At 73.0% G+C, this 17,876-nt stretch carries 14 protein-coding genes and 1 pseudogene; 10 read left to right on the top strand and 5 right to left on the bottom strand.

Annotated features, from left to right (window positions below; all coding sequences use genetic code 11):
• The first annotated feature begins 403 nt into the window (after positions 1 to 403).
• Positions 404 to 2,479, top strand: coding sequence for a SpoIIE family protein phosphatase (locus ACWD3D_RS19435; RefSeq protein ID WP_451462069.1), 2,076 nt, complete (start codon positions 404 to 406; stop codon positions 2,477 to 2,479).
• A gap of 49 nt (positions 2,480 to 2,528) precedes the next feature.
• On the opposite strand, the gene ACWD3D_RS19430 is transcribed toward ACWD3D_RS19435, so the two are convergent.
• Positions 2,529 to 3,998, bottom strand: coding sequence for an MFS transporter (locus ACWD3D_RS19430; protein ID WP_451462068.1), 1,470 nt, complete (start codon positions 3,996 to 3,998; stop codon positions 2,529 to 2,531).
• 176 nt (positions 3,999 to 4,174) lie between these two features.
• On the opposite strand from ACWD3D_RS19430, the gene ACWD3D_RS19425 reads away from it, so the two are divergent.
• Together ACWD3D_RS19425 and hemW are read left to right on the top strand one after the other, a co-directional pair.
• Complete coding sequence (locus tag ACWD3D_RS19425) at positions 4,175 to 4,822, top strand: TetR/AcrR family transcriptional regulator (RefSeq protein WP_451462071.1); 648 nt, start codon at positions 4,175 to 4,177, stop codon at positions 4,820 to 4,822.
• A 78-nt stretch (positions 4,823 to 4,900) separates the two neighbouring features.
• Positions 4,901 to 6,133, top strand: a complete 1,233-nt coding sequence (gene hemW / locus ACWD3D_RS19420; protein ID WP_451462067.1) for a radical SAM family heme chaperone HemW — start codon at positions 4,901 to 4,903, stop codon at positions 6,131 to 6,133.
• A gap of 45 nt (positions 6,134 to 6,178) precedes the next feature.
• Here hemW and ACWD3D_RS19415 read toward each other — a convergent pair whose 3' ends face one another.
• The 3 genes from ACWD3D_RS19415 to ACWD3D_RS19405 form a co-directional block, all read right to left on the bottom strand.
• A complete protein-coding gene (locus ACWD3D_RS19415; protein ID WP_451462066.1) occupies positions 6,179 to 9,058 on the bottom strand; it encodes a hypothetical protein in 2,880 nt (959 codons plus the stop codon).
• A gap of 135 nt (positions 9,059 to 9,193) precedes the next feature.
• Positions 9,194 to 10,012: a DUF3097 domain-containing protein gene (locus ACWD3D_RS19410; RefSeq protein ID WP_451462065.1), complete on the bottom strand. Its 819-nt coding sequence runs from the start codon at positions 10,010 to 10,012 to the stop codon at positions 9,194 to 9,196.
• 67 nt (positions 10,013 to 10,079) lie between these two features.
• Complete coding sequence (locus ACWD3D_RS19405) at positions 10,080 to 10,808, bottom strand: MBL fold metallo-hydrolase (protein WP_451462064.1); 729 nt, start codon at positions 10,806 to 10,808, stop codon at positions 10,080 to 10,082.
• Between the two features lie 165 nt (positions 10,809 to 10,973).
• Between ACWD3D_RS19405 and hrcA the strand changes: the two genes are divergently transcribed.
• The 7 genes from hrcA (at position 10,974) to ACWD3D_RS19370 (ending at position 17,681) form a co-directional block, all read left to right on the top strand.
• The gene (gene hrcA / locus ACWD3D_RS19400) at positions 10,974 to 11,990 is read left to right on the top strand and encodes a heat-inducible transcriptional repressor HrcA (RefSeq protein WP_451462070.1); all 1,017 of its coding nucleotides are present in this window, start codon (positions 10,974 to 10,976) and stop codon (positions 11,988 to 11,990) included.
• Positions 11,991 to 13,130: a molecular chaperone DnaJ gene (gene dnaJ / locus ACWD3D_RS19395; RefSeq protein WP_451462063.1), complete on the top strand. Its 1,140-nt coding sequence runs from the start codon at positions 11,991 to 11,993 to the stop codon at positions 13,128 to 13,130. It abuts the gene before it with no gap.
• Positions 13,131 to 13,279: 149 nt separating this feature from the next.
• Positions 13,280 to 14,365, top strand: coding sequence for a nitronate monooxygenase (locus ACWD3D_RS19390; RefSeq protein ID WP_451462062.1), 1,086 nt, complete (start codon positions 13,280 to 13,282; stop codon positions 14,363 to 14,365).
• Complete coding sequence (locus ACWD3D_RS19385) at positions 14,362 to 15,105, top strand: 16S rRNA (uracil(1498)-N(3))-methyltransferase (protein ID WP_451462061.1); 744 nt, start codon at positions 14,362 to 14,364, stop codon at positions 15,103 to 15,105. The genes ACWD3D_RS19390 and ACWD3D_RS19385 overlap by 4 nt, the downstream gene beginning before the upstream one ends.
• 180 nt (positions 15,106 to 15,285) lie before the next feature.
• Positions 15,286 to 15,645 carry a histidine triad nucleotide-binding protein gene (locus ACWD3D_RS19380; RefSeq protein ID WP_387371616.1) on the top strand — a complete coding sequence of 120 codons (360 nt, stop codon included), beginning with the start codon at positions 15,286 to 15,288 and terminating at the stop codon, positions 15,643 to 15,645.
• 15 nt (positions 15,646 to 15,660) lie between these two features.
• Positions 15,661 to 16,569, top strand: coding sequence for a ribonuclease Z (locus tag ACWD3D_RS19375; RefSeq protein WP_451462060.1), 909 nt, complete (start codon positions 15,661 to 15,663; stop codon positions 16,567 to 16,569).
• A 119-nt stretch (positions 16,570 to 16,688) separates the two neighbouring features.
• On the top strand, positions 16,689 to 17,681 hold the full coding sequence (locus tag ACWD3D_RS19370) for an adenosine deaminase (RefSeq protein WP_451462059.1): 993 nt from the start codon (positions 16,689 to 16,691) through the stop codon (positions 17,679 to 17,681).
• Here the strand turns inward: ACWD3D_RS19370 and ACWD3D_RS19365 are convergent.
• Positions 17,645 to 17,876, bottom strand: a pseudogene (locus ACWD3D_RS19365) (hypothetical protein); the annotation flags it as partial. The gene ACWD3D_RS19370 and the pseudogene ACWD3D_RS19365 sit on opposite strands and share 37 nt — an antisense overlap.

Genomic DNA, 17,876 nt, shown 5'->3' with positions numbered 1-17,876 from the left:
GCCGGTGTCGAGATGGTCTCCCGCTTCGCCAAGGGGAACTCCGACAGCCTGCCGGACACCCGCAACCCGCTCTTCGCCGAGGCCGAGGCTCGTACCGCCCCGTCGCGTCCGGTGCGGCGCGCGGTGCGGGCCCGCCGGGCGGCCGTGTTCCCGCGCGGCGCGCGGTGAGGGCCCGTCTTCTCGTGCGGCGCGCGGTGCGGGCCCGTCGTGGATGCCGCCGCCCCGCCGCCCTTTCGCGCGCCCCGGTCCCTACGTCACGCGCCCGCCGTGCGCCCCGGCGTGCGACCCGCGCGGTGTTGGCGCGTATTCATCCTCCCAGTTCGGTAACTCCGTGCGCCTGTGCACGGCCGGTCTGTCACTCTGTCGTTGTCGGCGGCGTTTCGAGATCCGGAGGAGCCGCACCGTGGGGCCAATTCCACTGCAACGGGCCACCCTTCACCGGCCGGGTGGCACCGACGCGGGCAGGGCGGGCGACCCTCCGCTCGTCAGTACGACCAGCCTGCCCGCGACACCCCAGTCCCCGTCCGGCGCCCGCAGGTTCGTCCGGGCCGTCCTCGCGGAGTGGGCCGGGCTCGGAGTGCCGGCCGCCGTGGGATTCAGCGACCGGCTCGCCGACGACCTGGTGAACGTCGCCAGCGAGCTGGTCACCAACGCCGTGGTGCACGCCGGCACCGTGGTCGACCTGTTGGTGCGCCTGGAACACGCGACCGGCGAGGAACCCGCGGCCCTGGTCCTGGAGGTCACCGACCACCACCCGGCCCGCGCGACCGGCGAGGAGCCCGGAGACCGGGAGCCGGCCGCCGCGGTCAAGGCGCTCCCCGGGGCGGGCTCTCCCTCCCCGCCCGCCGTCACCGCCGCCTCCGCGGCCGGTACCGCGCCCGGCGCCACCGGGGCGCCCGCCGCCGGAGACCCGTACGGTCTGGCCGAATACGGCCGGGGGCTCGACCTCGTCGCCGCACTCTCCGTCGCCTGGGGCATCACCTACCGCACCGGGCACAAGACCGTATGGGCCCGCCTCCCCGTGGACGACTGGGCCGCCTCCGCCCAGGCCCGCGCGGACACCCCCATCGAGCACCGGCTCGGCGCGGCCTCCGACGGAACGGCCGCGGGACATCCGGCCCACGTGCCCCCGCAGCCCTCCGCCGATCTCCTGGTGTCCGCCGCTCCGCCCGGGGCGCGCGACGACAGCGTCTGGGACCAGCAGGGCGCCCTCGCCTTCCTCGCGGAGGCGTCCGACCTGCTCACCGGGCAGCTGGACGAGGAACTCGTGGCGACGATAGCGGGCCGGATGCTCGTCCCCCGGCTCGTCGACTGGTGTGCGATCTGGCTGGACGAGGAGGGCACGGGCGCCCGGGGCGCACCCCGCCTCACCCGCGTACGGCACGGCGAGGACCCCGGCGCGGGCCCGCTGGGCGGGGCGCTGGAGAACGAGCCGTTCCGGCTGCCGGGCGGCGCCGGCCCGGGACCCGTACCGCTGCCCTGGCCGCCGGGCGGCCGGGAGCCGGGCGCCCACGACGGGGCGGCTCTCGCCTGCACCATCACGGCCGGGGGCCGCACGCTCGGCACCGTCCTCGTCGGCCGCGACCACGAGTCGGGCGCCGAGCTGCCCGAGGCCGTGGTGCGGGTCGTGGAGGACTTCGTACGCCGCCTCGGCCAGGCGGTCGGGGCCGCCCGCGCCTACACCCGGCAGGCCACCATCAGCCGCATCCTCCAGCGCGGACTGCTGCCCAACAAGGTCGCCGACATCCCCGGAATGAGCAGCGCCCTCGTCTACGAGCCCAGCGACGACGGCGTGGTCGGAGGTGACTTCTACGACATCTTCCCGTGCCCGAAGAGCCGCTGGTGCTTCGTCCTCGGCGACGTCCAGGGCAGCGGCCCCGAGGCCGCCGTGGTGACCGGCCTGGCCCGGCCCTGGCTCCGGCTGCTGTCCCGCGAGGGGTTCGGCGTGGGCGAGGTCCTGGACCGGCTCAACCGGCTGCTGCTGGACGACGCCATGGAGGCCGCGGAGGCCGCCGCCCTGATGGTCGCGGCGGCGGGCGGGCAGCAGTTCACGGACGGCGGGCAGTCCCGCTTCCTCTCCCTGCTGTACGGCGAGGTGGTGCCGCTCCCGGGCGGCGGCGCCCGGTGCACGGTGGCCAGCGCCGGCCATCCGCTGCCGCTGCTGCTGCGCCCGGACGGCTCGGTACGCCCGGTCGCCGAACCGCAGGTGCTGCTCGGAGTGGTGGAGGACGTGGCGTACGAGAGCCAGACCTTCGACCTGGAACCGGGCGACAGCCTGCTCTGCGTCACCGACGGGGTAACCGAGCGGCGCTCCGGCTCCGCGCTCTTCGACGACGGCGACGGTCTCGCCCGCGCCCTCGCGCCCTGCGCGGGGCAGAGCGCGAGGGAGGTCGCGGAGTGCATCCGCCAGGCCGTGCACGGCTTCTCCGAGCTGCCGCCGGACGACGACGTGGCGTTGCTGGTGCTGCGCGCGGACTGAGAGGCCCCGGGCAGGAGGCATCGGGCCGACGCCGCGGCCGGTCGCGGGCTCACTCCTGACCGGGGTGCTCCTCGGTGACCCGGGAGTCGGTGAGGGTGAGCGCACCGACTGCCGAGATCAGGCCGACGACGACCGCCAGGACGGCGTAGGTGATCCGCTCGCCGTGGAAGAACGAGGCCACCAGCGAACCGCTCCAGGTGCCCGCGGGCAGCTGGGTGGTGACCAGCGCCGCGATCAGGGTGCCGACCACCGCGGTGCCGATGCTGCTGCCGACCTCCTGGGCGGTGTCGTTGAGCGCCGTACCGATCGACGTGCGGTTGGCGGGCATCGCGTCGACGAGCGCGATGGCGCAGATCGTCATGACGGTGCGCAGGCCGACGGTCATCACGACCATGCAGGCCGCGATGGCGCCGTACCCGTGGTCCACGCCCCAGGAGAGGCCGGCCAGCGAACCGGCCAGGCAGGCCGCGCCGACCAGGCAGGCGACGCGGTGGCCGAACCTGCCCGCGAGCCATTCGGACAGCGGGGTCGCGACGATCATGGTCACGATGAGCGGCAGGTTCGCCAGCCCGGCCCGGACGGGGCTCCATCCGTACGCGTACTGGAAGTGGAGGATCAGCCCGAACATCACGGCGGCCATCGCGATGGCCGTGCCGATCTGCGCGAGGGCCGCGCCGCGGACCACTCCGTCGCCGAAGAGCTTGAGGTCCAGCATGGGCGCGCGGCTGCGGCGCTCGTGCGTCACGAACGCGATGCCGGCGGCGACGGCGCCGAGGACCGAGGCGATCGTGGCCGCCGAGAGCCAGCCGTGTTCGACGCCGCTGGTCAGCGCGTAGCAGGCGAGGCCGATGGTGGTGACGCTCAGCGCGGCGCCGGGCAGGTCGAGCTTGTCGCGGGTGAGGTCCTCGGGCCGGTCGGCCGGGACCCCGAGGCGGACTCCGACGGCCGCGATCAGCGCGATCGGGGCGTTGACGAGCAGCAGCCACTGCCACTGCACGTGGGCCAGGGCGGTGCCGCCCAGCAGGGGGCCGAGGATGAAGCCGGACATGCCGACGACGATCATCACGGTCATCGCGCGCATCCGCAGCGCCTTGTCGTCGAACAGCCGGAAGACCAGCGAGTTGGTGATCGGCGCCATGGCCGCGGCGGCGATGCCGAGGCCGGCCCGCAGGGTGATGAGCTGCCCCGTGGTGGTGACCGCGGCGGCGCCCAGGCTCAGCACCCCGAATACCGCGAGGCCCACCAGCAGCACACGCCGGCGCCCGAGCCGGTCGGCCATCGAACCCGCCGTCAGCAGCAGGCCGCCGAACGTCAGCGAGTACGCGCTGGTGACCCACTGCAGCGCGGTGGTGCCGCTGCCGAGGTCCCGGCCGATGGTGGGCAGCGCGATCGAGAGCAGCGTGTTGTCGACCATCTCGACGAAGAAGGCCAGGCAGAGCGCGGCCAGGGGTATCCATGCGGCACGCAGGGACGGATAGGTGCGCGACGCGTCGGGCGGCGCGGTGGCGGTCGTGGTCATGACGGGCCTCCCCTCGGAACGCCGCCGACTATCGAACGGCGTTCTATGGAACGTTGTTCTAAGATAGAACCACGTTCGATGAAGAAGCAAGCTGTGATTGGATGTGGCCCATGACAGGCCCGCGACCACGAACCGCCGACAGCCCCCCGCGCGGACGCCGGCGCGCTTCGCACTCCATCGAGACCGTCCTGTCCGCAGCCGTGGACCTGCTCGACGAGGCGGGCGAGCCGGCCCTGACCCTGCGGGCCTTGGCCGCCCGGCTCGGGACCGGCGTCGGCAGCATCTACTGGTACGTCTCCGGCAAGCAGGACCTGCTCGACCGTGCCATCGACCACGTGCTGACCGGGGTGCTGACCGCCGTCGAGGCGCAGCCGCGCAGCGACGACGCGATCGACGACCTGCGTGAGATGGCGCTCAAGCTGTTCGACGCGATCGTGGACCGGCCGTGGCTGGGCGCCCACTTCATGCGCACCGCCGTGGTCCAGGGCAATTCGCTGCGGCTCTACGAGATGCTGGGCGAGCAGACGCTCCGGCTCGACCTCACCCCGCGACAGCGGTTCCACGCCGTGTCGGCGATCGTGAGCGTGGTCGTCGGCAGCGCCGCCGACATGGGACAGGAGCCGCCCCCGGAGGTGCTCGACGGTTCGGTGGACCGCGACGAGTTCCTCGGCCGCTTCGCCGAGACGTGGCGGTCCCTCCCGGCCGAGGAGTTCCCGTTCGTGCGCGACATCGTCGAGGAGTTCGACGGGCACGACGACAAGGAGCAGTTCCTCGCCGCGCTGGAGCTGAGCCTGGCGGGCCTCCGCCTCCAGGCCGGAACCTGACACCGCCTTCCGGCCCTCCCCGCCCGCCCGGACCGCCTGTGGCCCGGGCCACTCTGGCGGCGAGCGACAATGGACGGTATGCCTTCCGTACTGCCCGATGGTGAGCCCGTGCCCGACGACGGGGCGCTGCCCCGCCACGCCCTGGAAGGCGCCGCCGACCGCCCTCTCGGCTTCTACCTGCACGTTCCGTACTGCGCGACCCGCTGCGGGTACTGCGACTTCAACACCTACACCGCCACCGAGCTGCGCGGCTCCGGCGGCGCCCTGGCCTCCCGCGACAACTACGCCGCCCACCTGATCGAGGAGGTCAGGCAGGCCCGCAAGGTCCTCGGCGACGACCCGCGCCCGGTGCGCACGGTCTTCGTCGGCGGCGGTACCCCCACCCTGCTGGCCGCCGCCGACCTGGTACGGATGCTGGCCGCGATCCGCGACGAGTTCGGGCTCGCCCCGGACGCGGAGATCACCACCGAGGCCAACCCGGAGTCGGTCGGGCCGGCCTACCTCGCCGAGCTGCGCGCGGGCGGCTTCAACAGGATCTCCTTCGGCATGCAGAGCGCCAAGCAGCACGTGCTGAAGATCCTGGACCGCACCCACACCCCGGGCCGCCCCGAGGCCTGTGTCGCCGAGGCCAGGGAAGCCGGGTTCGACCACGTCAACCTCGACCTGATCTACGGCACCCCCGGCGAGTCCGACGACGACTGGCGGGCCTCCCTGGACGCGGCGATCGGCGCCGGACCCGACCACGTCTCCGCGTACGCGCTGATCGTGGAGGAGGGCACCCAGCTGGCCCGCCGCATCCGGCGCGGCGAGGTCCCGATGACCGACGACGACGTGCACGCCGACCGCTACCTGATCGCCGACGAGGCGATGGCCGCCGCCGGGTTCTCCTGGTACGAGGTGTCGAACTGGGCCCGCACCCCCGAGGGCCGCTGCCTGCACAACGAGCTGTACTGGCGCGGCGCCGACTGGTGGGGCGCCGGACCGGGCGCGCACAGCCACGTCGGCGGGGTGCGCTGGTGGAACGTGAAGCACCCGGGGGCGTACGCGCAGGCGCTGTCCGAGGGCCGCTCGCCCGGCGCGGGCCGGGAGATCCTCAGCCCCGAGGACCGCCGTGTCGAGCGCGTCCTGCTGGAGCTCCGGCTGCGCGAGGGCTGCCCGCTCTCCCTGCTGAAGCCGGACGGCCTCGCCGCTTCCCGCCGTGTTCTCTCCGAGGGCCTCCTGGAGCAGGGACCGTACGAGGAGGGCCGCGCGGTCCTCACCCTGCGCGGACGCCTGCTCGCGGACGCGGTCGTGCGGGACCTGGTCGACTGAGCGCCGCCCCGCCCGGACTCGTGGTGCGCCCCGGCCTCCCCGGGATCAGGGCTTGCAGACCTTCTCGGTCAGCTTCGGGGCCGGGCCCGCGGGCTTGCCGCAGACGATCGAACTGACCGCCTTCGCTCCCGGACCGGTGACCTTCACGATGTTGATGCCGTGCAGGTTGTCGGTGACCGTCGCGGGCGCGCCCGCCAGCCTGACCGTCCCGGTGGGCATGTCGTTGAGGTCGACCGTGTGCAGCAGCGCCCAGGTCTCGGCGGCGCTTCTCGGGACGTCGCCCCGGGCGGCGGCGTCGTAGAGCGCGGCCGTCGCGGTGTAGGACATGACGATCTGGCCGCTGGAGAAGAGTTCGTCCCTGTACCCCTCCTGCCCGGCCTCCGGGGTGGCCCGCTCCATGCCCTCGGGGAGCAGCGCGCCGAGGGCTGCGCTGGAGCGCGGATAGAAGCCGTCGCCGCGCCCCGCGGCCATCGGGGCGAGCGAGCTGTAGTAGAGGGTGACGTGGCGCGCGAGGTAGTCGTCGCTGTTGAAGCTCGCCTTGGTCAGGTCGTCGCCGGTGAAGACGGTGATGTCCTTGTCCGAGCAGCCGGTGATCCTCGACAGCCCGTCCATCAGCGGGTTGACGTCCTCGACCCGGCCCGCGAAGTACAGCGCGTCCGGCACCGGCTGCGCCGCGCAGATGTCCCTGAGCGGATCGCCCAGGGCGGCGGCGCCGTTGGCGGCGAGCGGGTAGGAGACGTTCTCGCCGACGAGGTAACCCGAGTCCTGGAGCATCTTCCGCCCCGCGTCGCGCTGTTCGATCGTGTACTGGTCCTTGTCGCCGTTCCCCCTCGCACGGGAGAGCACCAGCGCCCGGCCGACGTGGCCGGTGGGCAGCAGCTTGCGGGCGATGAGCCCGAGCACGTGCGTCTGCTCCTCGTCGGTCGCCGCGAGCCCGAAGTAGTTGGTGTAGAGGCGGGGCAGGTCGCTGCTGGAGTTGGTGGAGTCGACCACGGCGAGGCCCGCCCTGCGCAGCGCCTCGGTGGCGGCCCCGCTCTCGGTGGTGTTCCGGCCCATGCCGACCACCCCCACGACGTGCGGGTCGCGGTCGGCCACCTCGATGATCTTCCGCACGGCGGTGGTCTGGCGCAGCATGTCCTCGCCGCCGTTGGCGGTGAGGATCTTGAGCTTGACGGGGTGCTTGGCGGTGGGGCTGTTGACGAGCTGCTGCTGGAGGTAGACCCCGGTGAGTTCCTCCAGCCCCTTGCGGGTGTCCGCCTCTTTCCCGGCGGTGAGCGGCCCGGCGTAGACCACCGTGACGTACGAGTCGCCGGGGCCGATCGAGGCGTTCTCGTCCCGGACCGCCTGCTCGACGCGGGCGAAGGTCACACCCCGGCCGGTGCCCCTCAGCTGGAGCCCGTTCCCCTCGGCGAACCGCACCTCGTCCGTCGTGGCCACCCCCACGCACTCCCGGGGGCCGTTGCCGGCCCCGCTCCACACGGAGTCCGTGTTCCGGTCGGTCAGCGGCCCGTGGCAGTAGGTGTCCTGCCAGTGCCGGCTCCAGAGGAAGGTGCCGAGCAGACTGGTGACGAGGACCAGTGCGACCGTGGTCCGGGACATCACGAACCACGCCCACGTCCGGCGCACCCGTTGGGTGTGCAGCTGGGCGTCCGCGTGGTCGTGCCGCAACTGGGCGGTGGAGAGCGGCAGCAGCAGCACCCACGACAGCGTCGAGGCGCCGGCGGGGTTCTGGCCGACGCTCAGGTCGTCCACCCACCGCCGGTAGCGTGCCTGTGCCCCCGTCCACGGAGTCCGGCCGCCCGGCTGCCCGGGCGGCTGCGAGGGGGTGTGGGTCAGCTCCTCGGCGGCCGGCAGGGAGGCCAGGAACAGCAGCGGGTCGACCTCGCTGCGGCGCGAGCGCACGTTGTTGATCGCGTTGATCAGCAGTACGCCACCGTTCTCGTTGGTGGCCGTCGGCAGCAGCACCACCGGGGGGACCGTGCGCTTGCTCCGCCGCCAGTCCAGCGCGCGTGGCCGGTAGTTGTGCCGCAGATCCTCCAGCAGCGCCTGGACCCGCAGCTCCAGGTGGAACTGGCGGGCGGCCGGCTCGCCCTCCTCGGCCTCCGCCACCCGGAGCGCGACGGCGGCGGCCCGGGCCCGGATCACCCGCCACGAGCCGCTCGGCGACAGCCAGGACCAGCCGTCCGAGGGGTACCCGGTGCTGGAGGCGGCGAGCGAGGAGGTGGTGGCGAACCAGCGGCTGGCCCGCCGCAGCCAGAGCAGTGGGGGAGCCGAGGCCGTCAGCAGCCGTACCACCGCCAGGCCCAGCGCCGCGGCGGCGGCCAGCAGCAGGGTGGCGGTCCAGCCGATCTCGCCGAGCAGTACGCCGAGCACCGCGATGAACACGGCACCGAGGAAGGTCTCGGGGCGGACGGACTCGCGCAGCGAGCGGGACCAGTCACCGCGCCCGGACCGGGTGGGCCGCCAGCGCAGCTCGCCCAGCTCCTCCAGGATGCGCTCGCCCCGGACGGTGGCGGTGCTCCCGCCCGACTGCGCGAGCACCTGGGCGGTGGCCTGCTCGATGGCGCCGAGCAGCCGCGACCGGGGGAAGGCGAAGGGCTTGTACTGGCTGCGTTCCCGGGTCTCCCAGGGGTGTTCGCCGAGCCCGCGCACCATGTCGAGCGCCGACTCGTACGGGGACGTGCCCGCGGGCTCCAGCAGTCGCACCGGGACCCGGCGCGGCTCGTTGGCGTTGTACACCAGGTTCGCGATCGCGCGGACCCGGTCGTCGATGTCGGGCTCGGCGCCGCGGTCGTCGGCCTGGGCCACCACGATCGGCATCACCGGCCGGTTGATCCGGTACCGGTCGATGAGCGTCTGCACGAGGTGGAACACGGCGGACGCCGCCTCGTTACCGCCGCTTTCCTGCCAGTCCCCTCGCGCCATCTCCGTAACCCCCGTCGCAGACGAATCCCGCACTCCCAATTAACCGGTCAGGAGTACGAACCGCAGCGATTTCTCCGGATCGGAACCCGATCCGTGGGAACAGTCGCCGGACGGTCCTCCAAGAGGCGCGGCACGTCACCCCGGAAGCGTGACGAAGTCGATCAATTCCTCTACCCGTCCGAGTAGTTGAGGTTCGAGATCCCGGTACGAGCGGACCCCGGACAGGATGTGCCGCCAGGCGGCCCCGGTGTTCTCCGGCCACCCCAGCGCCCGGCACACCCCGGTCTTCCAGTCCTGCCCGCGCGGAACGGACGGCCACGACGCGATGCCCACCGAGGCGGGCTTCACGGCCTCCCAGACGTCGATGAAGGGGTGCCCCACCACCAGCAGGTGCGGATCGGACACCTCCGCCGCGATACGGGACTCCTTGGAGCCCGGTACGAGATGGTCCACCAGCACCCCGAGCCGCGCGTCCGGACCCGGCCCGAACTCCCGCACGATCGCCGGGAGATCGTCGATGCCCTCCAGGTACTCCACGACCACCCCCTCGATCCGCAGATCGTCGCCCCACACCCGCTCGACCAGCTCCGCGTCGTGCCGGCCCTCCACATAGATCCGCCCGGCCCGCGCCACCCGCGCCCGCGCCCCGGGCACCGCCACCGACCCGGAGGCCGTACGCGCCGGCACCACCGGACCGCCGGACGACGGGCGCACCAGCGTCACCACCCGCCCCTCCAGCAGGAAACCGCGCGGCTCCATCGGGAACACCCGGTGCTTGCCGAACCGGTCCTCCAAGGTCACCACCGGACCCTGGGCGGACTTCTCGCAGCGGATCACCGCACCGCAGAAGCCGGTGGACACCTCCTCGACGACCAGGTCGGGATCGGCGGGCACCTCGGGCACGGGGGCGGACCTCTTCCACGGCGGGGTCAGGTCCGGCTGGTAACTGCGCATGGCACGACGATAATTCGGCCGACGCCGGGAGCGGCGGCAAGCACCCCCGGAAGGGATGCCGTCCGCTTCACCCCACCCCGAAGCGCCCCGCCAGCAGCTCCCGCTGCGCCCGCACGAACGCCGCGTCCACCGCCGCCCCGTGCCCGGGTACGTACACCGCGTCCTCCCCGCCCAGCGCCAGCAGCCGGTCCAGGGCGGCGGGCCACAGGGACGGCACCGAGTCCGGGCCCGTCTGCGGTTCGGCGGACTCCTCGATGAGGTCCCCGGCGAGCACCACCGCGGGCGACGTCCGCGATCCGGGCACCAGGACCGCCAGGTCGTGGCCCGTATGACCCGGTCCCACGTTGGCGAGGACCACCTCGCGCCCACCCAGGTCGAGCGTCCAGCGGTGGCACACCTCACGCCCGGGGAACACCAGCGCGTCCACCGCCTGGGCCGCGTCGTGCTCGGGCAGACCGTTGCGCACGGCGTCGGCGTGCATCTCGTCCACCGACCGCCGCATCCGCGCGGCCACTCCGTACGCTCCGAACACCTCGGTGCCCGCGAAGGCCGCCGTACCGAATGCATGATCGAAATGTGGATGGGTCAGTGCGACATGGGTCACCCGCCGGCCCAGCAGCCGCTGCGCCTCGATCCGCAGGCCGACGCCCTCGCGCAGGCTCGCACCGGTGTCCAGCACCAGCGCGCGGTCCGTCCCGGCCACCAGGGCGGCGGTCGCGTCCCAGCCGGGGAGTCTCCGGCGGCCCACACCGTGGCCCAACCGCTCCCAGCCCAGCTCTTCCCAAGAGAGGTCCATGAGGAGACGCTATCCGCATCGACCTGCGCGGTCTCGCGGGCCGCGGCCGGTCGCCCTTGCCCGGGGCCCTGTCCACCCCCGTACACTGACCGGGGGAAAGCTGGCACTCAGATGCACAGAGTGCCAGGAAGTAGCCACCACGACCGACAGCTGGAGGTGTGCGCGATGCTCAGCGAACGCAGACTTGAAGTGCTGCGCGCCATCGTCCAGGACTACGTCGGCACCGAGGAGCCGGTCGGCTCCAAGGCGCTCACCGAGCGGCACCGGCTCGGGGTCTCCCCGGCCACCGTCCGCAACGACATGGCGGTGCTGGAGGACGAGGGCTTCATCGCCCAGCCGCACACCAGTGCCGGGCGCATCCCCACGGACAAGGGCTACCGCCTCTTCGTGGACCGGCTCGCGGGCGTCAAGCCCCTGTCGTCGCCGGAGCGCCGGGCGATCCACAATTTCCTGGACTGCGCCGTCGACCTCGACGACGTGGTGGCCCGCACGGTACGGCTGCTCGCGCAGCTGACCCGGCAGGTCGCCATCGTCCAGTACCCCTCGCTGACCCGCTCCACGGTCCGGCACGTGGAGCTGTTGGGCCTGTCACCGGCCAGGCTGATGCTGGTCCTGATCACCGACACCGGCCGGGTCGAACAGCGTATGATCGACTGCCCCGCGCCGTTCGGCGAGACCTCTCTCGCCGATCTGCGGGCCCGGCTCAACAGCCGAGTCGTGGGACGCCGCTTCAGCGACGTCCCGCAGCTCGTGCAGGATTTGCCGGAATCCTTCGAGAACGAGGACCGCGGCACGGTCGCCACGGTCCTGACCACTCTCCTCGAAACCCTGGTCGAGGAGACGGAGGAGCGGCTGATGATCGGCGGCACCTCCAACCTCACCCGCTTCGGGCACGACTTCCCCCTGGTGATCCGGCCCGTGCTGGAAGCGCTGGAGGAACAGGTCGTCCTGCTCAAGCTGCTCGGTGAGGCCACGGACTCGGGCATGACCGTACGGATCGGGCACGAGAACGCCCACGAGGGCCTCACCTCCACGTCCGTCGTCACGGTCGGCTACGGTTCGGGCGACGAGGCAGTCGCCAAACTCGGCGTGGTCGGACCGACCCGCATGGACTACCCCGGAACGATGGGAGCGGTACGCGCAGTGGCACGTTACGTCGGACAGATCCTGGCGGAGTCGTAAGTGGCCACCGACTACTACGCCGTGCTCGGCGTACGGCGCGACGCGTCGCAGGACGAGATCAAGAAGGCATTCCGTCGGCTCGCCCGCGAGCTGCACCCGGATGTCAACCCGGACCCGAAGACCCAAGAGCGGTTCAAGGAGATCAACGCCGCTTACGAGGTCCTTTCGGACGCCCAGAAGAAGCAGGTCTACGACCTCGGCGGGGACCCGCTGTCGGCCTCGGGCGGCGGCGGTGGCGCGGGCGGCTTCGGCGCCGGCGGCTTCGGCAACTTCTCCGACATCATGGACGCCTTCTTCGGCACGGCGTCGCAGCGCGGACCCCGGTCGCGCACGCGGCGCGGCCAGGACGCCATGATCCGGCTGGAGATCGACCTCGCCGAGGCGGCCTTCGGGACCACCAAGGACATCCAGGTCGACACCGCCGTCGTCTGCACCACGTGCAGCGGCGAAGGCGCGGCCCCCGGCACCTCCGCCCAGACCTGCGACATGTGTCGCGGGCGCGGCGAGGTGTCCCAGGTCACCCGTTCCTTCCTCGGCCAGGTCATGACCTCGCGGCCCTGCCCGCAGTGCCAGGGATTCGGCACCGTCGTGCCGACCCCCTGCCCGGAGTGCGCCGGCGACGGCCGCATCCGCTCGCGGCGCACCCTCACGGTCAAGATCCCCGCGGGTGTCGACAACGGGACCCGTATCCAGCTGGCCGGCGAGGGTGAGGTCGGCCCCGGCGGCGGCCCGGCCGGAGACCTCTACGTCGAGATCCACGAGGTGCCGCACACGACGTTCCAGCGGCGCGGCGACGACCTGCACTGCACGGTCACCATCCCCATGACGGCGGGCGCGCTCGGCACGAAGGTGCCGCTGGAGACGCTCGACGGCGTGGAGGAGATCGACATCAGGCCCGGCACCCAGTCCGGCCAGTCGGTCCCGCTGCACGGACGCGGCATCACGCACCTGCGGGGCGGCGGCCGGGGCGACCTGATCGTGCACGTCGAGGTGCTGACCCCCAGCAAGCTCGACCCGGAGCAGGAACGCCTGCTGCGCGAGCTGGCCAAGCTGCGCGGCGAGGAGCGGCCCACCGGGCAGTTCCAGCCCGGCCAGCAGGGACTCTTCTCCCGCCTGAAGGACGCCTTCAACGGCCGCTGAGGCCCGCACGCGTCACGTACCACCGCCGACCGCCCGCCGGGACTCGTCCCGGCGGGCGGTCGCGCGTACGCGGCCAGCTCCGCGGTACGCCACGGTGGCCCCGCGCGCGAGGATTCGGCACGGCGGACCGGACATGACACGATGCGGGGATGTCCTCCCTGACCGATCTCTGCCGATATCCGATCGTGCAGGCGCCGATGGCGGGCGGCCCGTCCTCCCCCCAACTCGTCGCCGCCGTCACGGAGGCGGGCGGGCTCGGCTTCCTCGCCGCCGGGTACAAGACGGCCGACGCCATGAGCGACGAGATCGAGCAGGTCAGGGCGGCGACCGCCAGAACCTTCGGCGTGAACCTCTTCATGCCGCAGCCCGCACCGACCGGCCCCGCCGTGGAAGCCGTCGCGGCCTACCGCCACCACCTCGCGGCCGAGGCCGACACCTACGGCACTCCGCTCGGCGACCCCGGTGCCGACCGCGGTGACGGCACCGACGGCTACGACGCCAAGGTGGCCGCCCTCCTGGCCGAGCCGGTCCCGGTGGTGTCCTTCACCTTCGGCTGCCCCACCCGCGACACCCTGGACGCCTTCGCCCGCGCCGGTACGTACACCATCGTCACGGTCACCACCGCCGAGGAGGCGCGCGACGCACAGTGGGCCGGGGCCGACGCCGTCTGCGCCCAGGGCATCGAGGCGGGCGGCCACCAGTCCACCCACCAGGACGACCCGGACGCCGACCACACCGGCATCGGGCTGCTCTCCCTGATCACCCAGGTCCGCGAGACCGTGACCGTACCGGTCGTCGCGGCGGGCGGGATGATGCGCGGCGCCCAGATCGCCGCCGCCCTCACGGCCGGCGCCGACGCCGTCCAGCTGGGCACCGCCTTCCTCGCCTGCCCCGAATCCGGCGCGCACCCGCTGCACAAACAGGCCCTGACCAGCCCGATGTTCGCCCGCACCGCGTTGACCCGCGCCTTCTCCGGGCGGCCCGCGCGGGGCCTGGTCAACCGCTTCGTCCGCGAACACGGCTCGCACGCCCCCGCCGCCTACCCCCAGGTGCACCACGTCACCTCGGGGCTGCGCAAGGCGGCCGCCAGGGCCGGGGACGCCCAGGGCATGGCGCTCTGGGCGGGGCAGGGCCACCGGATGGCACGCGAGCTGCCCGCCGGGGAGCTCGTCGAACTGCTCGCGACGGAACTGCGGACCGCGAGCGCGGCCGTCGGCAAGAGGAGTGAACAGTGACCGCACCGGTCTTCGTCGTCGAGAAGATGCCCAGCGGGCCCGAGTTCGTGCTGGAGGGCCCCGAGGGGCGGCACGCCGTCTCCGTGAAACGGCTCCAGCCCGGCGAGGACGTCGTGCTGACGGACGGGCTCGGCCACTGGGCCGAGGGCGTCGTACGCGCCGCCGAGGGCAAGGACCGGCTGGTCGTCACCGTGGAGCCCGTCGAGGAGGAGGAGCTCCCCGCCCTCCGGATCACCGTCGTCCAGGCCCTGCCCAAGGGCGACCGGGGCGAGGTCGCCGTCGAGACGATGACCGAGACCGGCGTCGACCGAATCGTGCCCTGGCAGGCAGGCCGCAGCATCACCCAGTGGAAGGGCGAGCGGGGGCTCAAGGCGCTCGCCAAGTGGCGCTCCACCGCCCGCGAGGCGGGCAAGCAGTCCCGCAGGGTCCGGTTCCCCGAGATCGCCGACGCGATGACCACCAAGCAGGTCGCCGCCCTCCTCGCCACCGCCGACTTCGCGGGCGTGCTGCACGAGGACCGCGACTGCGACAGCGAACCGCTGGCCACCGCCGAACTCCCCGCCACCGGCGAGATCGTGCTCGTGGTGGGCCCGGAGGGCGGGGTCTCCCCGCAGGAGCTGGAGGCGTTCACCGCCGCCGGGGCCGGTACGTACCGGCTGGGCCGCAGCGTGCTGCGCACCTCCACCGCCGGGACGGCCGCGACCGCGCTCCTGCTGGGACGCACCGGCCGCTGGGGCTGAGCCCGCCCCCGGGGGCGTACGGCCCGTATGCCTGTACGCCCCTCGGCCCCGGCCGTACCGACCGTGCCGCCCCACGGCGGGCGGCACGCGCCCCGATACGATGCGCTGAACGGATCATCAGCGTCACCACGACGCGCTGAACGGATCATCAGCGTCACCAGCCACCGAGGAGGCCGGCCCATGGCGGGAGAGCCGCAGCCCGACTGCCTGTTCTGCAAGATCGTCTCCGGGGACGTCCCGGCGACCATCGTGCGCGAGAGCGACACCACCGTCGCCTTCCGCGACATCAACCCGCAGGCCCCGACCCACGTCCTGGTCATCCCCAAGGTCCACTACCCGGACGCCGCGTCGCTCGCCGCCGCCGAACCGCAGATCGCCGCCGACGTGCTGCGCGAGGCCGGGCACGTCGCCACCGAGGACATGGTCGACGGCCACGGCTACCGGGTCGTCTTCAACACCGGCGCCGGCGCCGGCCAGACCGTCTTCCACGCGCACGCGCACGTCCTGGGCGGCCGCGGCCTCCAGTGGCCCCCCGGCTGACCGGAGCGTCGCCCCGTGTCCGCACGTGAGCTGGTGGTGCTCGGCACCGCCAGCCAGGTCCCCACCCGCCACCGCAACCACAACGGCTACCTGCTGCGCTGGGACGGGCAGGGCATCCTCTTCGACCCCGGCGAGGGCACCCAGCGCCAGATGCTGCGGGCCGGTGTCGCCGCGCACGACATCGACCGGATCTGCGTCACCCACTTCCACGGCGACCACTCGCTCGGGCTCGCCGGAGTGATCCAGCGGATCAACCTCGACCGGGTCCCGCACCCCGTCACCGCCCACTACCCGGCGAGCGGCCGGCACTTCTTCGACCGGCTCCGGTACGCCACCGCCTACCGCGAGACCGTCGAGCTGGCCGAGGTCCCCGTCACCGCCGACGGGGTGCTCGCCACCACCGACGCGTACACCCTGGACGCCTTCCGGCTCTCGCACCCGGTGGAGTCCTACGGCTACCGCCTGACCGAACCCGACGGCCGCCGCATGATCCCCGCGCTCCTCGCCGCCCACGGCATCACGGGCCCCGACGTCGGCCGCGTCCAGCGCGAGGGCGTCCTGCGGGGCGTCCCCCTCGACGCCGTGTCCGAGCACCGGGCCGGACAGCGGTTCGCGTTCGTCATGGACACCAGGCTGTGCGACGGTGTGTACAGGCTCGCCGAGGGATGCGACCTGCTGGTCATCGAATCGACCTTCCTCGACGAAGACCTCGCGCTGGCCACCGACCACGGCCACCTGACCGCCGGCCAAGCGGGCCGGGTGGCCGCCGAAGCGGGCGTACGCCACCTCGTACTCACCCACTTCTCCCAGCGGTACGACGACCCGGAACTCTTCGGGGTCCAGGCCCGCGCCGCCGGGTTCGAGGGCGGACTCACCGTCGCCCGGGACCTGACCCGCGTACCGGTGCCCACGCGGCACCACTGATCCACCGGTGCCCACCCGGCACCACTGATGTACCAGGTGCCCACCGGCACCACCGTTCCACCGGTGCCCACCCGGCACCACCGATCCACGTCACCACCCCCTTTCGTGAGCGAGACACCGTGCACCTCCCCAAGGCAGAACTCCACCTTCACATCGAAGGCACCCTCGAACCCGAGCTGGCCTTCGCGCTGGCCCGGCGCAACGGGGTGACCCTGCCCTACGCCACCACCGACGAGCTGCGCACCGCGTACCTCTTCGACGACCTGCAGAGCTTCCTCGACCTGTACTACGCGCTGATGGCCGTGCTCCGCACCGAGGAGGACTTCGCCGAACTCGCCGACGCCTACCTCACCCGGGCCGCCGCCCAGGGCGTCCGGCACGCGGAGATCTTCTTCGACCCGCAGGCCCACACCGCCCGGGGCGTACCCATCGGCACCGTCGTCGAGGGCCTCGGCCGCGCGCTGGAGCGCAGCGAGGAGAAGCACGGCATCTCCACCCAGCTCATCCTCTGCTTCCTGCGCGACCAGACGGCCGAATCGGCCCTGGAGACGCTGGAGGCCGCCAAGCCGTACCTGCACCGCATCACCGCCGTCGGCCTCGACTCCGCCGAGGTCGGCCACCCGCCGGCCAAGTTCCGCGAGGTCTACGAGGAGGCCGGGAAGCTCGGCCTGCGCAAGGTCGCCCACGCCGGCGAGGAGGGCCCGCCGGAGTACATCCGCGAGGCCCTGGACGTCCTCGGCGTCGAGCGGATCGACCACGGGCTGCGCTGCATGGAGGACCCCGAGCTGGTCGCCCGGCTCGTCGCCGACCGCGTGCCGCTCACCCTCTGCCCGCTCTCCAACGTCCGGCTGCGCGCCATCGACGTCCTGGAGGAGCACCCGCTGCCCGCCATGCTGGCGGCCGGGCTGCACTGCACGGTGAACTCCGACGACCCGGCCTACTTCGGCGGATACGTCGGAGACACCTTCCACGCGGTCCACGAGGCGCTCGCCCTCGACCACGAGCAGCTGCGCACGCTCGCCCGCAACTCCTTCGAGGCGGCCTTCCTCGACCACGACGAGGAGCGCAGGGCGCGTTACCTGTCCGAGGTCGAGGCGTACGCGTTCGACTGACCGTCCCCGCCCGCCGGACCGGCCGTCCGGAACGCGCTCCGCCCCAGCCGCCTGCGGCGCAGGGCGGGTACGGCGAGTTCCGTGACGGCCTGCTCCGGCGCGCCGAGCTTCGGTACGGCCCCGGTCAGACCGCCCGTCGTCAGCGCGAGGCGCCCATCTGCCAGTCGTAGGACAGCGGCATCACATGGTCGATCT

It is taken from the genome of Streptomyces sp. NPDC002690 (genome assembly GCF_053592415.1).
The sequence above is the reverse complement of the archived record's forward strand: the minus strand, read 5'-3'. Positions and strand labels throughout refer to the sequence as shown.